Raw genomic sequence first — 15327 nt, forward strand, 5'->3', positions numbered from 1 at the left:
TCTTTCATTTAAGTTAAATTAATAAAGTATACCTAATTAAATAAAGGTATAATTAATGAATCCTAAGCTATAATGCTTATTTAATCAAGTTTATTCTTAATTTTTTCTACGTCTAAATCTCGTAACAATTCTATTAAATTTGGGTACATTTTTTCATGATATCCAAACTCTACTCTTCTAAACTCTTTTATAGCATCTTCCTTTGTCCAACTTTCAAACACCATTCTATATGCCGCTATTACAGCACCAGTACGATCAGAGCCATGCCAACAATGCACCAAAACAGAATGCTTAGCTTTTTTAATTGCTTTTAGAGCTTTAGTGATATCCTTCTCACTTAATATTCCAGCTTTCATAGGTATTTGCACCACTTTTAAAGTAGTACCCTTTATCTTTTTATCGTCAGTTTTAACTCTTCTTAAATTAATTATAGTTGAAATTCCAAGAGATTGAAGGTAACTGACTCCTTTTTTCTTAAACTGCTCTGATCTATATAACGAATCATTTATTTGGTATAAATTTTTAAAATGCTTAGATATTATTTTTTTAGCGTCGTTCTGTGCCATTGTGTTGCAATAACTAAAAATTAAAATCGCTGATACTAGAATTATTTTAAAACTACTTTTAAACCTCATTATTTGTAATTTGTATTCTCCGTATTAAAATTACAATTTCATAAATTTTAGCTGGCTTATTTTAACATAAATATATAGTTTTTCAACTATCGAAAAAACTTATAATTGCATAGAATAATACATTAGGATAAGTAACACTTGTTACAATTAACCGAAGTTATTGCTAGTAGTTTTACAGTATCAAAATTCAAAAACAAATAAAATGGATACTCTAAAAACAACACAAAAAGAATTTATTTCAATGCCAAGAATTGGTGATTTAGCTCCTGATTTTAATGCTGTAACAACAAAAGGTAAAATAAAGCTATCTGATTACGCTACAGATAAATGGATCGTAATGTTTTCTCATCCTGCAGACTTTACTCCAGTATGCACAACAGAAATGAGTGGTTTTGCAACCAGAAAAAGTGAATTTGACAAATTGAACACAGAACTACTTGGGCTCAGCATAGACAGTATTCATGCCCATTTAGGTTGGGTACAAAACGTAAGAGAAACTACAGGAATATATTTTGATTTTCCTATAATTGCCGATTTAGATATGAAAATATCTAAATTATACGGAATGCTACAACCAAATGAAAGTGAGACTGCTGCAGTGCGCGCAGTATTTTTTATAGATCCTAAGAAAAAAATTAGGCTCGTTATGTACTACCCTTTAAATGTTGGCAGAAATATGGATGAAATTTTAAGAGCACTTGAAGCTTTACAAACTTCTGATGAACATAAAGTAGCAATGCCCTTAGATTGGAAAAAAGGAGATAAAGTTACTGTTGGCGCTCCTAAAAATTTAGATGAATTAAATGAAAGAATTGAAGATAATTCACTAGAAAAAACTTCATGGTATTTAGCTAAAAAAAATATTTAAAAAAATTAATTGCCGGCTTTATTATTAGTAATAAGGCTGGTAATATAAAAATTACAATATGAACATTATACAATTTGAAGATAAGCCTTTAGCACATTATTCTTATGCCATAGTTAGTAATGGCAAAATGGCTATAGTAGATCCTACAAGAAATCCAGAACAATACTATTTATTAGCAGAAAAATATAACGCAAAAATAATTGCAATTTTTGAAACACACCCTCACGCAGATTTTGTTAGTAGTCACTTGCAGCTACATAATGAAACTGGAGCAACTATATACACTAGTAAATTAGTAAATGCTAATTACCCTCATAATTCTTTTGATGATGGTGATAATCTTAAAATGGATGGAATAACTTTTGAAGCTATAAATACACCAGGACATTCACCAGATAGTATTACAATTATCGCAAAAGACGAGGAAAATAATGTTGCTATGTTTTCAGGAGACACTCTATTTATAGGTGATGTAGGAAGGCCAGATTTAAGAGAAAAGGCTGGTAACATAAAAGCCAAAAGAGAAGAGTTAGCAAAAAATATGTATCATACCATACAGAATAAATTTAATAATTTACCCGATGATACTGTTATTTACCCTACACATGGTGCTGGATCATTATGTGGTAAAAATATGAGTACTGATTCATCTAGCACTTTAAAAAGAGAGCGAGAAGAAAATTGGGCTTTTAAGGGTACTTCAGAAGATGAATTTGTTACACACATTTTAAAAGACCAGCCATTTATTCCTTCATATTTTGGCTATAATGTAGCTATTAATAAAAATGGTGCTAAAAACTTAAAGTATAACATTTCTAAACCTTTATTTCGTTTTAAAGTTGACCAATTAAATAATGAAAACACTGTTCTAATAGATATTAGAAATCAAAAAGTATTTAAACAAAATCATTTAGAAAATGCTATAAACATCATGGCTAATTCAGAAAACGATAAATTTGAAACATGGTTAGGCTCAATAATTAAACCTGAGGAACCATTCTATGTAATTTTAGATTCTATAAAAAATAAAGAAGTAATTTTAAATAGAGTTGCAAAAATTGGATACGAAAAACAATTAAAAGGAACTTTAACGTTAGATAATTCAAATTTTTCTTCTACTAAAATTTTAGACATTAATGACTTTAAAAACAATCCTGATAATTACACAATAATAGACATCAGAAACAAAAGCGAAATTGACAATATTAAAATATTTAAAAACTCAATATCAATCCCTTTAAATGAATTGAGAAGTTCAGAAGGAAAAGTACCTTTAGATAAACCAATCGTAGTTCATTGTGCTGGTGGCTATAGAAGCGCTATAGGTAGTAGCATACTATCTAAGCTAATAAAGAGTATAACTATATATGATTTAAGTGATTATGTGAATGAATTTTTATAAAATTCATTCACACAAAAATTATCGCTTTAAAATATAATCTACAGCTGCTTTAGAATGTATTTCTGTAGTATCAAATATTGGTGTTTCTAAATCATCTTGAAAAATCATTAAAGGAAATTCTGTGCAACCAAGTACAATACCTGTAGCCCCTTTTTCTTTCAAGTTACTAATTACGTTCAACACATATTTTTTAGAATCTTTTTCAACTACACCATAGGTAAGTTCTTCTTCAATAATTCTTTGCAATTCATTAATAACCTCTTCATCTTCGGGTACAACAACTTCAATTCCGTTTTTTTCAATTCTGCCTGTAATAAAATCACCTTGCATGCTGTATTTTGTACCTAAAAAGCCAACTTTTTTAATTCCTTCTTTATTAATTTCTTTCGCGGTTGCATCTGCAATATGAATTACAGGAATATCTAATTTACTTTGCACTTCATCATACATTTTATGTGGTGTATTTGCACAAAACATAACTGATTTTGCACCAGCATCAGTTAAATGTTTACCCGCACTAACTAACATATTGGCTATAGAATCCCATTTATTTTCTTTTTGAAACCTGTGAACCTCAGATTGGTTTATAGTATAAACAATTAATGGTGGGTTGGTGTTGTTGCCAAAATTTTTATTAACAGCTGTATTTATAGCTGTATAATATTCTACCGTAGAATGCCATGATGTACCACCAATAAGACCTAATACATTCATTCTATCATCAACTTTCTCAATATGTGTATCTAAATATTCTTCTTCCAACTTTTCTTTCTTTTCTCTTACATTATTACATGATAAAAAACCTAAAAACAAAAGACTTAAACCATATTTTTTAATAAACTGCATATAATAATTTGTTTTTCTATATTAATTTCCTCTACCTAATAAATCTATCCACTCTTTTTTGTAATTTATATTTCTAATGGCATTGGAATGTGCTTTTTTCCCTTCAGGAAAATCTAAATCGAATGCGTAAATATGTCTTTCTGGTATTTTCATTGCAAGGTAAGTTTCTCTAATCGTTTTTGCCATTGGCTCTTGAGCATGGTAGGTACCATACCATCGGTCTAATGGTGTTGTACTTTTTTTTGCATACCAAGTCGCTATCTTATTTTTTGCACTATAATCCCAACCACCAGAAAAGTCAATTACTCTTGCTACTAAATGGTCTTTCGCTATAAATGCGGCCATTCCTCCTCCTTGTGATTGCCCTGCAAGAGCAATTTCTTCCCAATTAGGGTGATCCCCATTTAAATACATATTCCAATTAGCATCTTTATCAATTTTTGAAAGATATTGAAGAAGCTTCACCAATCTATTTTCAATAGCATCGTATGGTTGATCGGCAATTAGTGGAAATTCGTTAGTGCCAAAAATTCTTCTTGTTCTAAAAGCATCTGTACATTTAGCATCTGCCTCTAAATTTTCATCTTTACATATTCTTGCAACTGCAGGTGTATTTATATAAGATATATTGATTACCCTGTACCCTTGTTCTATGGCAGTCAAAAATAATTTTTTAGGTCCTCGGAGCGCAATACCATTTGTACCAGGCATAAATAATAAGAGCTTTCCTTGTTTTATAGTGGTATCGTACGCAATTAAATGTGGAGTGTTAGCCTCAGTAATTCTAGCATCTGTTTTAGAGGGTTCTATTTCAAATACTTTATGTGAGATTGGAAAAGAAAAATCTTTTTGAGCAAAAGAATAATTAAAAAATAATACTGCACACCATTGAAAAATAATAAATCGCTTCATTCACTTCTATTTTTATACCTAAAATTTAAATTTTAAAGTAGTTAAAAATAGAAAAATTAATACAATTGAACACAGCTTAAAACTTTATGATATTTGATTTTATGAATTCTTAAAAAAAGATCATTTAATACACCATATTGGTTATCTATCTCAAATATTATAACAGGTTCACAAGTGTAATTTAACATATAACAAATAGATTAAAGTAGTATTACAACCACTAATAATGTTTAATATTTAGATTACATTTATTAAAACAAAAAACCAACTAAATATAGTTGGTTTTTCTTACTTTTTTAAAACTAGATGTATGTTATTATTATAGTAAATAATCCTAATTTTTAAAACTAGGCTTTTTTTCTAAAATTCTTTTTTATTTCTAAATACACTAAAAAAGAAACCACCAATGCACAAACTACTATTGAAACAATAGGATATGTATTAATGCTTCTTAAGAAATACTCGAATAACTCTTTCATTACATTAATCTATTATACTCTTCAGATACCTAAAAGCGTAAATAGTTGCTTTTTATTATAAAAAAAGAATTAAACTTTTCTTAAAAATTCTAACACCAAAGTTCTCAACATAATACAACAACAATAGATGAACTACAGTTTACATCGGTAACATGAAAATAATACCTGTGTCATTTACCCTAGTTTTTTACACCTAATCTGATATTTTTCACTACATCGAAAAATAAGGTCGTTGAGCGAATCACAACCTATTAAAACAATATTCACAGCGTTATACTAGTGTAACAAAACGCAATTTATGAAAACTGTACTTTTAACTATCGCTTTAATTTTTATCGGAGTAACTGCTCAAGCTCAAGAAGCAGCTAAAGAAAAAGAAATAAAAGTAGAAACAACAGCAATGACTATTGTTACAAAAACTTCATACGAAACTTCCACTGCACGTTTATACAAGAATAGAAATTCAAGAATTATAAACGAATTATCATTCATTACTAAAGAGGATATCGCTAAATTATCTTAATTTTTACTGAATTACTGGTTTGAGTCAATCAAATATGTATCCACAATAATAAATCATTCACATAGCTTTTACCTTTGTTACGAATCAAAAAAAGCTAAAAAAATGGAAAATATATTAGTAGCTGGTGCCAATGGTACCACAGGAAAAAAAATAGTTCATCTTTTAAACGAATCACAATATTTTAATCCAATAGCAATGGTTCGTAAAGAAGAACAAGTAAAACAATTTTCAGATAAAAATATCACCACGATACTCGCCGATTTAGAAGGTGACTTAACTGATACTACAAAAAATATAGACAAAGTTATTTTTGCAGCAGGTTCTGGCGGTAAAAAAGTCGTAGAAGTTGACCAAGAAGGCGCTAAAAAATTAATTAAAGTATCAGAAAAACACAAGGTTAAAAAGTTTGTAATGTTAAGCTCAATGGGAGCTGACGAACCAGAAAATGCACCAAAACTAAAAGAGTATTTAAAAGCTAAACATAATGCAGATGAATACCTTACTGAAAGTGACTTAAACTATACGATAGTACGCCCTGGAACATTATCAAATAATAAAGGTGTTGGCAAAATAAAATTATCTAAAAAATTAAATCAAAGTGGACAAATTTCAAGAGACGATGTTGCTCAAACTTTAGTTAGAAGTTTACATGATGATGTTGCTAATAAAGAGGCTTTTGAAATACTTGAAGGTAAAACTTTAATAGGAAGAGCGTTAGATAATACAAATTAAGATACTATTGCTCAATATCATTAGCAGAAAATCCAACGAGTTCACTATCTGAAAATTCAAGAGTGAGCTCGATTGGGTTACAGCATACCTCACAATCTTCAATATAAGTTTGCCTAGTTACCGAAACATCTAACAACATAGATATTTCTTCCCAGCAATACGGACATTGAAAAAAGTGCTCGTACATATTATAATTTTACATTCAACAACTGCCCAGTTAATTGCAATAATTCTACCTCTGCTAATTTAGCATCATATTTTGCTAAATTTTTATTGGTGCCTGCGTCTAACAAATTAATTTGCGCTTGCCTAAATTCTATCGACGTAATTCTACCTAACTGAAATTGCTCTTTTGAACGCTCAAAGTTATTCTGATTCGTTAATACATTTTGCTCTTGAATCTGATATATCTTAATTAAATTATCATAAATAGTTTTTGCATTCTGGATATCACGTTCAATCTCAAGTGCCAATTGTTTTTTAACTATCTCTTGATTATCATAAGCAATTTTAGCATTTCTAACAGCTACTGACGTAGTACCGCCATCAAATAAATTCCATGTTAAACTCGCAGTTAAATCTAAATCATAAGTATTTCTATTACTCCCAGGTATTACTTGTCCTGGTAAAAATGAACTTGATGCACTCTGACTTAAATTCCAGCCATATTCACCTGTTAGATCAACTGTAGGTAAGTAACCAGATTTACTAACTTTAATATCGTATTCATTAATTTTCAAGTTTTTCTCTGCTTGTAATAAGGATACATTATTTTCATTAGACTTTAAAATGTGACTATCAAGCTCTAAACTAGGTGTAAACATTACAATAGTATCAACTTGATAAACTTTATTTAAGTCTTGATTAAGTACTACATTTAAATCTCGTCTTGCATTCACTAAGTCTTGTTTTGCATTTAATAATAAAATACTATCGTTTGTAAAATCAACTTGTGCATTTAAAATATCAAGCTTTGTATTTTGTCCATACTCAAAAGAATACTCTTCTCGAATAATACGATCTCTAGAAATCTCTAAAGCCTGCTCTAAAACATTATAGTTTTCTGTAAGTTGTGCTACTTGAAAATACACACTAAACATTTGAACAATTGTATTTTCAATTGTTTCTCTCGCTTGCAATTCTGTTAACTGATACTGCTCCTTTAATTGCTTATAAGTATAAAACCTACCCAAACCGTCAAACAAGGTATAATCTAAACTAAGACCTGCACTATAATCTCTAGACTCTGCGTGATCAATTTCTAAATCAGCCCTTGGTGTAACGCCATCATCATCAAACTGACCAGGGTATTTTGTGTTACTATCTAAATCATTATAATTTGCACTTGCTGAACCTGACAGTGTTGGCAAATATCCTGAGTTTAAAATACTCTTATTGTTTGCTGCAATTTCTAAATCATTTGTAGCTACTTTAATTCCAAAATTATTTTCTAAAGCAATCGCAATCGCTTCTTCTTTAGTTAAAAAATTCTCCTGAGCGAAAATAGATCCACAAAAACAGAAAAGTAGTATTATATATAATTTTCTCATTGGTTACTGAGGTTTATTAGTCGTTAAAATGTTCTTCTTCATCTCTTTCTTTGATAGCTCTTTCAACTTCTTCTTTCGTAATTTTATCGCCAGTAGCTAGCCACTTGACAATTACTTTAAGTTTATTATTGAATGCTAAAAATAATGGTAACATTACTAAAGTTAGTACTGTTGCAAATGCAATACCATATGAGATTGAAATTGCCATTGGTTTTAAAAATTGTGCCTGTCTACTTTTTTCTAATAATAAAGGCGCTAAACCTGCAATAGTTGTTATTGAAGTTAAAAATATTGCTCTAAAACGTGATTTACCTGCTTCAAAAATAGCATCATCAAACTTCATACCTTCTTTCAAATTCGTATTAAACTTACCTATTAACACAAGTCCGTCATTCACCATAATACCAATTAAGGCGATAATACCTAATAATGAAAGTATGTTTACTGGGAAACCGTGAATCCAATGCCCCCATGATACCGCTGGTAAACAAAAAGGAATTAAAAGCAATAACATTAATGGTTGACTAAAGCTACGGAACGTAAATGCTATAGTTATATAGATTAATGCTAATACTGATAAACCAACTAAACGTAATGAATCAGAGAATTTTTTTGCTTCACGATTTTGACCTTCGTAAGATGCTGATACTGATGAATATTTAGATTGAATATCAGGCATTATATTTTGTCTAATATCTAACATAATATCTGTACCACTGGTAACCTTACTATTTTTAAGGTCAGCTGTGACTTGTATTTCACGTTGCCCTTCTAAGTGATTAATAGCAACATCACCACGCTCAATAACATAACTTGCTATCTCTTTTAAAGGAACTTTTCCTCCATCTGGAGTATTAATTCTCATTTCATCTAAATCAGTTATAGATGATCTGTTTTCTCTGTCATATCGAACCCAAACTTTAATTTCATCTTCGCCACGTTGAAAACGTTGTGCCTGCACCCCAAAGAAACCAGACCTTACTTGAGTCATTACCGTTTGTAAATCTAAGCCTAATAAATAAGCATTTTCTTTAAGCTCTAATTTAATCTCTTTAATTCCGGCAGGGTCATTATCTGCAACGTCTTTTAAAAGAGCGTTGTTTTGTAATGCTGTTTTTAACTCTTTTTTAGCCTGCTTTAATTCTACAATATTATTACTCAATAATGAAACAGCAACAGGGTCACCACCAAAATTACCACCCGAACCATATATCAAGCTTTCAACACCGATAACTGGACCTACAAGATCTTGAATACTATTTGAAACTAATTCAGATGTAATATTATCTGGCCTTTCTTCACCGACCAAAAGGTTAATTGATAACGAAGCTGTAGAAGAACCTGGACCTACATTTTTAATTACATTATCAAACAAAACTTTATCAGTACCTTTTAGATACTTTTCGGTAAATTCTTGATTTATAATTTGTGCTTTACTTTCTATAAGCGTGATTATAGAATCAGTTATAACTTCATTTGTACCGTTTGGCATTTCTAAACTAATAGAAACACGATCACTCGCTACGTTAGGGAAAAATGCGGTTCTAATAATTCCTGAACCAACAGAACCCATAGTTAATGCTAAAGCAACTGCAAAAAATGAAAAAGTCAGTATCTTATATTTTAAAGCAAATCTTAAAATTGGTGAGTAAAAATCATCACGCATCCAATTCATAAAACGATCACCTAATTGATTAATTACACGCAATTTTGCAAAAGCTTGTCCTATTTTAGAGGTAGGTTCTTTTTCTATAGTTTTTAAAGCTTTAGAATGTGCTAAATGGGCTGGTAATATTATTAACGCTTCTACTAAAGACACAATTAATGTTAAGAGCACAATTACCGAAACTTCACCAAAATTATCTCCTATTCTACCATCTAAAAACAAGAACATAGAAAATGCTAGTAATGTAGTTATAATCGCAGATACAATTGGCGGAATAACCTCTAGAGTACCATCAATAGCTGCATTAATTGGCGACTTCCCTTTTTCGTAATGTTGGTATATATTTTCCGCAATAACAATTCCATCATCTACCAGAATACCAATAACGATAATCATCCCAAAAAGAGAAAGCACATTAATTGTAACATCAAAATATCCTGCAAAAATAAACATTCCTAAGAATGATATAGGCAAACCAAAAGCTACCCAAAATGCTAAACGTGTATTTAAGAATAATGATAAAAATATGAGCACCAACAACATTCCTTGCCATGCATTGGTAATTAAAAGTTGCGTACGTTGGCCTAATGTTATTGATTGATCTCTAACAACATCAAGATGAATATTGTTATATTTCGCATTAAAATCTTCAATATATTCTTTAACTCTATCAGCTGATACAATTAAATCTTCAGAATTCGTATTTGTAATTTCAACTGATACTGATAAGTTTCCGTTGTAATATGATGCATTTGGTGTTTCTTCAAAACGATCACGAACGATGGCAACATCTTTCAATCTAATTGTTTGACCTGTGGGTGTAGATTTAATTACTAAATAAGAAAGTTCTTCACCATAATAAGCTCTATTATTCGCTCTAATTAAAAACTCTTCAGCATCGGTTTTAATATTACCCCCTGTAACTAAAATATTGGCATTTGAAACTGCCGCAGAAACATCACTAAATGAAATATTATAGGCTAATAAGCTATTTTCATTAACTGCAATTTCAATTTCTTCATCAGGAAAACCAGATATTTCTATTTGAGAGATGCCTTCTATACCACGAATATCATTTTCAACCTGCCTTCCAACTTGCTTTAAAGTAACTAAAGGAATATTATCTCCACTAATTGCAAAACTAATAGTTTCTCTAATATTCTCAGTTTTAGCAACTACTAATGGCTCCATACCTGTTGGAAAAGATGGAACTCTATCTACCGCATTTTTTACTTCTAAAAGCATAAAATCGATATTCTCCCCTTTCTCTATTTCTACAGTAATTGATCCACTATCTTCTGTTGAAGTGGATGTTACTCTATCAACTCCTTCGAGTCCTTTTAAGTTATCTTCTATTTTTAAAACAATTCCTTCTTCAATTTCTTGAGGTGACGCACCAGGATAAGCTATTGTGACCGTTATAATTTTAGAATCAACTAAAGGAAAATAGGAAGACTTTAATGATAATGCCCCAACCATACCAAAAACTACAACTGCTAAAAGAAAAACAGAAACAGCTACGTGGTATTTAATAAAATACGATATTATTTTTCTCATTAGTCAACTGTATTTTCTTGGTTAACATCAATTTTTTTAACCAGCATACCTGCATAAGCACCTACTATTGGTTTAGCTACAATAGTTTCACCTTCTGGCACACCTTTTAAAATTACAGTTTTATCTGAAAAATATATTGGAGTAACATCAACAACATCTAAAATACTATCGCGTATTACAAAAATTTGATTAGCCTCTGAAAGCAAACCACGATCAACTTCTATAGCATTTTCTTCTTTCTTGGCATTTAGTTTTGCTTCTAAATACATTCCTTCTTTTAAACCTTCATTCTTAATTTCAATAAAAGCTTTGATTGTCTGAGATTCTTGGTCTACATTACCGTTAATACGTGTAACAATGCCTGTGTACTCATCTGTCTTATCTAAATTAATTAAAGTAACACTCTCACCTATCTTTAATAAATCACTATAGGTTTTTGGCACTGATACCTCAAGCTCATAAACATCTGTATTGATAAATTCCCCTAGTTTTTGACCAGTTCTAACTAAAGTTCCTTCGTTCACTAATGCTTCAGTTAGTACACCTTTAAAAGGGGCTGTTATTCTATATTTTGCCAAACGTTGCTCTAAAGTTTTAACATCGTAATAGCTAGTAAGGATCTCTCTACCTGTAATAAAGTATTTTTCTTTATCAGTTGTCATTTCTGGCAACTCAGGCGTTACAGCATTCATATCAAAAGAACTTAAATATGCTTGCCATTTATCATATATTTCAGGATAATCTAACCTTAAATCGGGCATTATTGAAGTTAGCAGATTATACAAATTACTTTTAGCAGATTGAACTGTTGCTGTATATTCCGAAGCGTCAATTCTAATAATAGTTTCTCCTCTATTATAACTTTCACCAGTTTTAAAAAGTTTGCTCCCTTTATTAAAAACACCTTGTACTTCTGCATAAAGTTCAACACGCCTTTTTGCTACAACATTACCATGTGCCGAAATTACAATAGGAACTGTACCGTTTTTGACTTTAGAAGAAAAAACTGTTTTAACAACTTTATCTGGTTTGGGCTTATTAGTTTTTTTATTATTAACTAATGCAATTGCTGCATAAATAGAAAGCGCTATTAGGACAATGCCTAAAATAGATAGTACTATTTTTCTCATAATTTAGTTTGTGATAGCTTAGTTCGGTATATGATGACAAAACTATCTAATAGTTTAATCTAATTTAGTTAAACATATCTTAAAACCAACTATTTAGCATGAGTAAAAACAGAGAGTGAGCACTAATAACACTAACTCTTTCAAGGCTTTAACATTTATCTTTTACGAAAGAAACTAATCGATAATATATTCCGAAGAATCATCCTTAAAATTTACATTATCGCTATCTAATGTTTGTAAATTTTCAATATTTAATTTTTCTAAATTTTCATATGATGAAAATCTATTTCCTTGTAGTTGCAAATATTTTAATTCTTTTAGTTTTTCAATTCCATTTGGCACTTCTCCTTCAAAATTGTTGTACGCTAAACTCAGCTCAGTTAAATTCGGGAATTGTTCAAAATCAATAGTTATAATGCCACTAAGTTTATTGCCAAATAAACCTAAAACTTCTATTTTTTTTAAAATTTCAATTTCCTTAGGTATACCTCCTTCAAAATAATTTCCTGAAATGTTTATTACTCTTAAATTTGAGGCATCTTTTATACTTGAAGGAATAGGACCATCAAAAGAGTTGTTAAATAAAGTAAGTTCCTCCAAATTTTCACACATTGAATAATTTTTAGGTAAATTTCCTTTCAAATTATTCATTTCTAGATTAACAAGTTTAATATTTGGTATATAGAATAGTTCTTGCGGTAGTTTACCGCAAACTTTATTTAATGATAGATTTAAGGAAGTTAAATATTCTAGCTCTCCGATACTTTTAGGTATTTTTCCAGATAAGTTATTTCTACTTAAATCTATAGCAATTACATGACCATCTTTGATAGTTAAACCATGCCACGTTGATATTGGTTGTTTTAAATTCCATTTAGCTGTCCATTGATTACCATTCAATTCTTTGTAAAAATCTAGTAAAACAGATTTTTCTGTATCAGATATAACCTGAGCTTGTATGGAGCAACAAAAAATTAACACAAAAATGGTAATAACATTCTGGTTAAGCAGTTTCATTTTAATGGTAGTATTTAGATTTGGTATTATTAGAACGCCAAACTTTAACTTTTCTTATTAAAAAGTCTAAAATACAAAAAAGAGAAGTGATATCACCTCTCTTTTAACTTCAAACTAAACTATACATTTATTACTCTTCGTCTTCAAAAACAGTATTTGCTACTCTTGTTTTATATACATTAATATCTTTATATTCTGGCTCTGTTTCTATTTTATCTTTATCAAAATCAAACACTAATAAGCTATTCGTTTTAATGGTGTGAACATCTTCAAAAGAATCAAAACCATTGTTCTGAACTTGAAAAATTCTTAAACTTACAAGCTCACCAACTTCTTTAGGAATAGCTCCGTCAAGACTATTATTTGCTAAAACTAATTCTTGTAAATTTTTAAGTTTACCAAGCTCAGCTGGCATATGCCCTTGCAAGCTATTTTCAAATAGTCCTAAAGATTCTAAATTTTCTAAACTTCCGATAGATGTTGGTATTTCTCCTTTAAAGTTATTACTTGAAAGATTCAATATTTTAAGTTTTGATAAATCTCCTATATTATTTGGCAGTCCTCCAGACAAAAAATTATTAAAAGCAGTAAGCTCTTGTAATTGTTTCATATTCGTTAAATCATCAGGTAATGAACCTTTTAATTTATTCATTTCAATTTTTAAAATCACAAGATTTTCTAAATAACTAATCTGTTCTGGTAAAACACCTGTTAATTGATTAAAAGCTAAATTTAAAACTTTTAAATTTTTCAAATCACCAATACTTGAAGGCAGAACACCTTGTAGATTGTTGTGAAATAAATTGATTTTTACTACAGCATCATTTTTAACGGTAATACCGTGCCATGTTGCTACTGGAGTATTAATATCCCAAGTAGTTCCCCACTCTTTACCATTTGTATTTTCGTATAAATCAATTAGGGCTTTTTTTTCTTCTTTAGAAACCTCAGCTAATACTGAAAAACTAAACATTAAAATTACACCCAGTAATAAAAAGCTTTTCTTACCACTAAAAAATGTCATTTTATTCATCATCATCTTCAAATTTTATATCAGCAGTTCTAAATTCACCGCTATTATGAATTTCTATTATGTCTTTTTTTATAATTTCAGTTTTATCTTGATCGTATTCAAAAAATGCTAAACTTGTTTCTGACAAAACTATTTCATTAAGATATTTTTTGTCGAAATCATTTTTTTGTATTTGAACAAATTTAAGATTCGGTAATCTTAAAATCTCTTTTGGAAATTTATTAGAAAAAGAATTTTCAGCAATAACTAGTGATTTTAAAGTCTTAATTTCTGATAATGTAGTTGGAATTTCTCCCATTAGCTCATTATTTGAAATTTCTAAACGTTCTAAGCTTTCTAAATTTCCAATATTTGTAGGAATTTGACCATTTAAATGGTTACTACCAATTGATAAAATTTTAAGCTTTTTTAATTCACAAATAGTTTCTGGTATAGCACCCGAAATATCATTTGAGAACAAATCTATAAAAACCAATTCTTGTAAGTTTCCAATAGTACTAGATAACTTCCCTTTAAGATTATTTTTACCTAATCTTATTACTTGTAAGTTTTTTAAAGTATAAATTTCTGAAGGAATTTCACCTTCTAATCTATTGAATGCAAGATTTATTTTTCTTAAACCCTTTAACTGCCCAATAGTTGATGGTATTTGACCAATTAGGTTATTGTTAAAAAGGTTTAAAGCAACTACATGATCATTTTCAATAATAACACCATCCCATTTTTTAACTGAAGATTTTATGTTCCATGAATTTGTCCACTGATCACCATTGGTACTTTTGTACAAATCAATTAATGCACTTTTTTCCGCCTTAGGAATTGCAAAAGCAACGTAGTTAAATAATAATAAATTTAATATAAGTAATTTTTTTATCATGAAATTTAGGATTAAATGAAACCTAATTATTTACTGAAAATAACATTCAATATAAGAATACTCCTACAAATTTAATAATAATACTGTAATACTCAGCAAC

14 protein-coding genes are annotated in these 15327 nt (G+C 29.6%); 4 read left to right on the plus strand and 10 right to left on the minus strand.

Translation table 11 applies throughout. The features are described from left to right. Positions 1-80 precede the first annotated feature (80 nt). Positions 81-566 (minus strand): dual specificity protein phosphatase family protein, encoded by a 486-nt coding sequence (locus tag KO500_RS03170; protein ID WP_215955051.1) that lies wholly within the window; start codon positions 564-566, stop codon positions 81-83. A gap of 271 nt (positions 567-837) precedes the next feature. On the opposite strand from KO500_RS03170, the gene KO500_RS03175 reads away from it, so the two are divergent. Beyond that, positions 838-1503, plus strand: coding sequence for a peroxiredoxin (locus tag KO500_RS03175; protein WP_215955052.1), 666 nt, complete (start codon positions 838-840; stop codon positions 1501-1503). A gap of 58 nt (positions 1504-1561) precedes the next feature. Beyond that, positions 1562-2905 carry an MBL fold metallo-hydrolase gene (locus KO500_RS03180; RefSeq protein WP_215955053.1) on the plus strand — a complete coding sequence of 448 codons (1344 nt, stop codon included), beginning with the start codon at positions 1562-1564 and terminating at the stop codon, positions 2903-2905. Positions 2906-2923: 18 nt separating this feature from the next. Here the strand turns inward: KO500_RS03180 and KO500_RS03185 are convergent, their stop codons facing one another. Together KO500_RS03185 and KO500_RS03190 are read right to left on the minus strand one after the other, a co-directional pair. Next, positions 2924-3751 carry an aspartate/glutamate racemase family protein gene (locus tag KO500_RS03185; RefSeq protein ID WP_215955054.1) on the minus strand — a complete coding sequence of 276 codons (828 nt, stop codon included), beginning with the start codon at positions 3749-3751 and terminating at the stop codon, positions 2924-2926. Between the two features lie 21 nt (positions 3752-3772). Continuing rightward, the gene (locus tag KO500_RS03190; protein ID WP_215955055.1) at positions 3773-4663 is read right to left on the minus strand and encodes a BPSS1187 family protein; all 891 of its coding nucleotides are present in this window, start codon (positions 4661-4663) and stop codon (positions 3773-3775) included. Positions 4664-5440: 777 nt separating this feature from the next. Here KO500_RS03190 and KO500_RS03195 point away from each other — a divergent pair. Together KO500_RS03195 and KO500_RS03200 are read left to right on the plus strand one after the other, a co-directional pair. Next, positions 5441-5665: a hypothetical protein gene (locus tag KO500_RS03195; protein WP_215955056.1), complete on the plus strand. Its 225-nt coding sequence runs from the start codon at positions 5441-5443 to the stop codon at positions 5663-5665. A 102-nt stretch (positions 5666-5767) separates the two neighbouring features. Continuing rightward, the gene (locus KO500_RS03200) at positions 5768-6397 is read left to right on the plus strand and encodes an SDR family oxidoreductase (protein ID WP_215955057.1); all 630 of its coding nucleotides are present in this window, start codon (positions 5768-5770) and stop codon (positions 6395-6397) included. A gap of 4 nt (positions 6398-6401) precedes the next feature. Here KO500_RS03200 and KO500_RS03205 read toward each other — a convergent pair whose 3' ends face one another. The 7 genes from KO500_RS03205 to KO500_RS03235 form a co-directional block, all read right to left on the minus strand. Further along, the gene (locus tag KO500_RS03205; protein WP_215955058.1) at positions 6402-6584 is read right to left on the minus strand and encodes a CPXCG motif-containing cysteine-rich protein; all 183 of its coding nucleotides are present in this window, start codon (positions 6582-6584) and stop codon (positions 6402-6404) included. A 1-nt stretch (position 6585) separates the two neighbouring features. Continuing rightward, positions 6586-7947 (minus strand): TolC family protein, encoded by a 1362-nt coding sequence (locus tag KO500_RS03210; RefSeq protein ID WP_215955059.1) that lies wholly within the window; start codon positions 7945-7947, stop codon positions 6586-6588. Positions 7948-7963: 16 nt separating this feature from the next. Then, a complete protein-coding gene (locus KO500_RS03215; RefSeq protein WP_215955060.1) occupies positions 7964-11170 on the minus strand; it encodes an efflux RND transporter permease subunit in 3207 nt (1068 codons plus the stop codon). Beyond that, positions 11170-12300, minus strand: a complete 1131-nt coding sequence (locus KO500_RS03220; protein WP_215955061.1) for an efflux RND transporter periplasmic adaptor subunit — start codon at positions 12298-12300, stop codon at positions 11170-11172. The genes KO500_RS03215 and KO500_RS03220 overlap by 1 nt, the downstream gene beginning before the upstream one ends. A 174-nt stretch (positions 12301-12474) precedes the next feature. Next, positions 12475-13317, minus strand: coding sequence for a hypothetical protein (locus KO500_RS03225; RefSeq protein ID WP_215955062.1), 843 nt, complete (start codon positions 13315-13317; stop codon positions 12475-12477). A gap of 130 nt (positions 13318-13447) precedes the next feature. Then, complete coding sequence (locus KO500_RS03230; protein WP_252732415.1) at positions 13448-14356, minus strand: leucine-rich repeat domain-containing protein; 909 nt, start codon at positions 14354-14356, stop codon at positions 13448-13450. Next, complete coding sequence (locus tag KO500_RS03235) at positions 14343-15227, minus strand: leucine-rich repeat domain-containing protein (RefSeq protein WP_215955063.1); 885 nt, start codon at positions 15225-15227, stop codon at positions 14343-14345. The genes KO500_RS03230 and KO500_RS03235 overlap by 14 nt, the downstream gene beginning before the upstream one ends. Positions 15228-15327: the final 100 nt, after the last annotated feature.

Origin of the sequence: Cellulophaga baltica, assembly GCF_018861125.1 — a bacterium.
Taxonomy (GTDB): domain Bacteria; phylum Bacteroidota; class Bacteroidia; order Flavobacteriales; family Flavobacteriaceae; genus Cellulophaga; species Cellulophaga baltica_A.

Excerpts from the sequence above, each read along its gene's own strand:
- KO500_RS03195 (WP_215955056.1), top strand. The coding sequence starts at position 5,441 with ATGAAAACTGTACTTTTAACTATCGCTTTAATTTTTATCGGAGTAACT.
- KO500_RS03205 (WP_215955058.1), bottom strand. The coding sequence starts at position 6,584 with ATGTACGAGCACTTTTTTCAATGTCCGTATTGCTGGGAAGAAATATCT.
- KO500_RS03170 (WP_215955051.1), bottom strand. The coding sequence starts at position 566 with ATGGCACAGAACGACGCTAAAAAAATAATATCTAAGCATTTTAAAAAT.
- KO500_RS03200 (WP_215955057.1), top strand. The coding sequence starts at position 5,768 with ATGGAAAATATATTAGTAGCTGGTGCCAATGGTACCACAGGAAAAAAA.
- KO500_RS03180 (WP_215955053.1), top strand. The coding sequence starts at position 1,562 with ATGAACATTATACAATTTGAAGATAAGCCTTTAGCACATTATTCTTAT.
- KO500_RS03235 (WP_215955063.1), bottom strand. The coding sequence starts at position 15,227 with ATGATAAAAAAATTACTTATATTAAATTTATTATTATTTAACTACGTT.
- KO500_RS03190 (WP_215955055.1), bottom strand. The coding sequence starts at position 4,663 with ATGAAGCGATTTATTATTTTTCAATGGTGTGCAGTATTATTTTTTAAT.
- KO500_RS03215 (WP_215955060.1), bottom strand. The coding sequence starts at position 11,170 with ATGAGAAAAATAATATCGTATTTTATTAAATACCACGTAGCTGTTTCT.
- KO500_RS03220 (WP_215955061.1), bottom strand. The coding sequence starts at position 12,300 with ATGAGAAAAATAGTACTATCTATTTTAGGCATTGTCCTAATAGCGCTT.
- KO500_RS03225 (WP_215955062.1), bottom strand. The coding sequence starts at position 13,317 with ATGAAACTGCTTAACCAGAATGTTATTACCATTTTTGTGTTAATTTTT.
- KO500_RS03210 (WP_215955059.1), bottom strand. The coding sequence starts at position 7,947 with ATGAGAAAATTATATATAATACTACTTTTCTGTTTTTGTGGATCTATT.
- KO500_RS03230 (WP_252732415.1), bottom strand. The coding sequence starts at position 14,356 with ATGATGATGAATAAAATGACATTTTTTAGTGGTAAGAAAAGCTTTTTA.
- KO500_RS03175 (WP_215955052.1), top strand. The coding sequence starts at position 838 with ATGGATACTCTAAAAACAACACAAAAAGAATTTATTTCAATGCCAAGA.
- KO500_RS03185 (WP_215955054.1), bottom strand. The coding sequence starts at position 3,751 with ATGCAGTTTATTAAAAAATATGGTTTAAGTCTTTTGTTTTTAGGTTTT.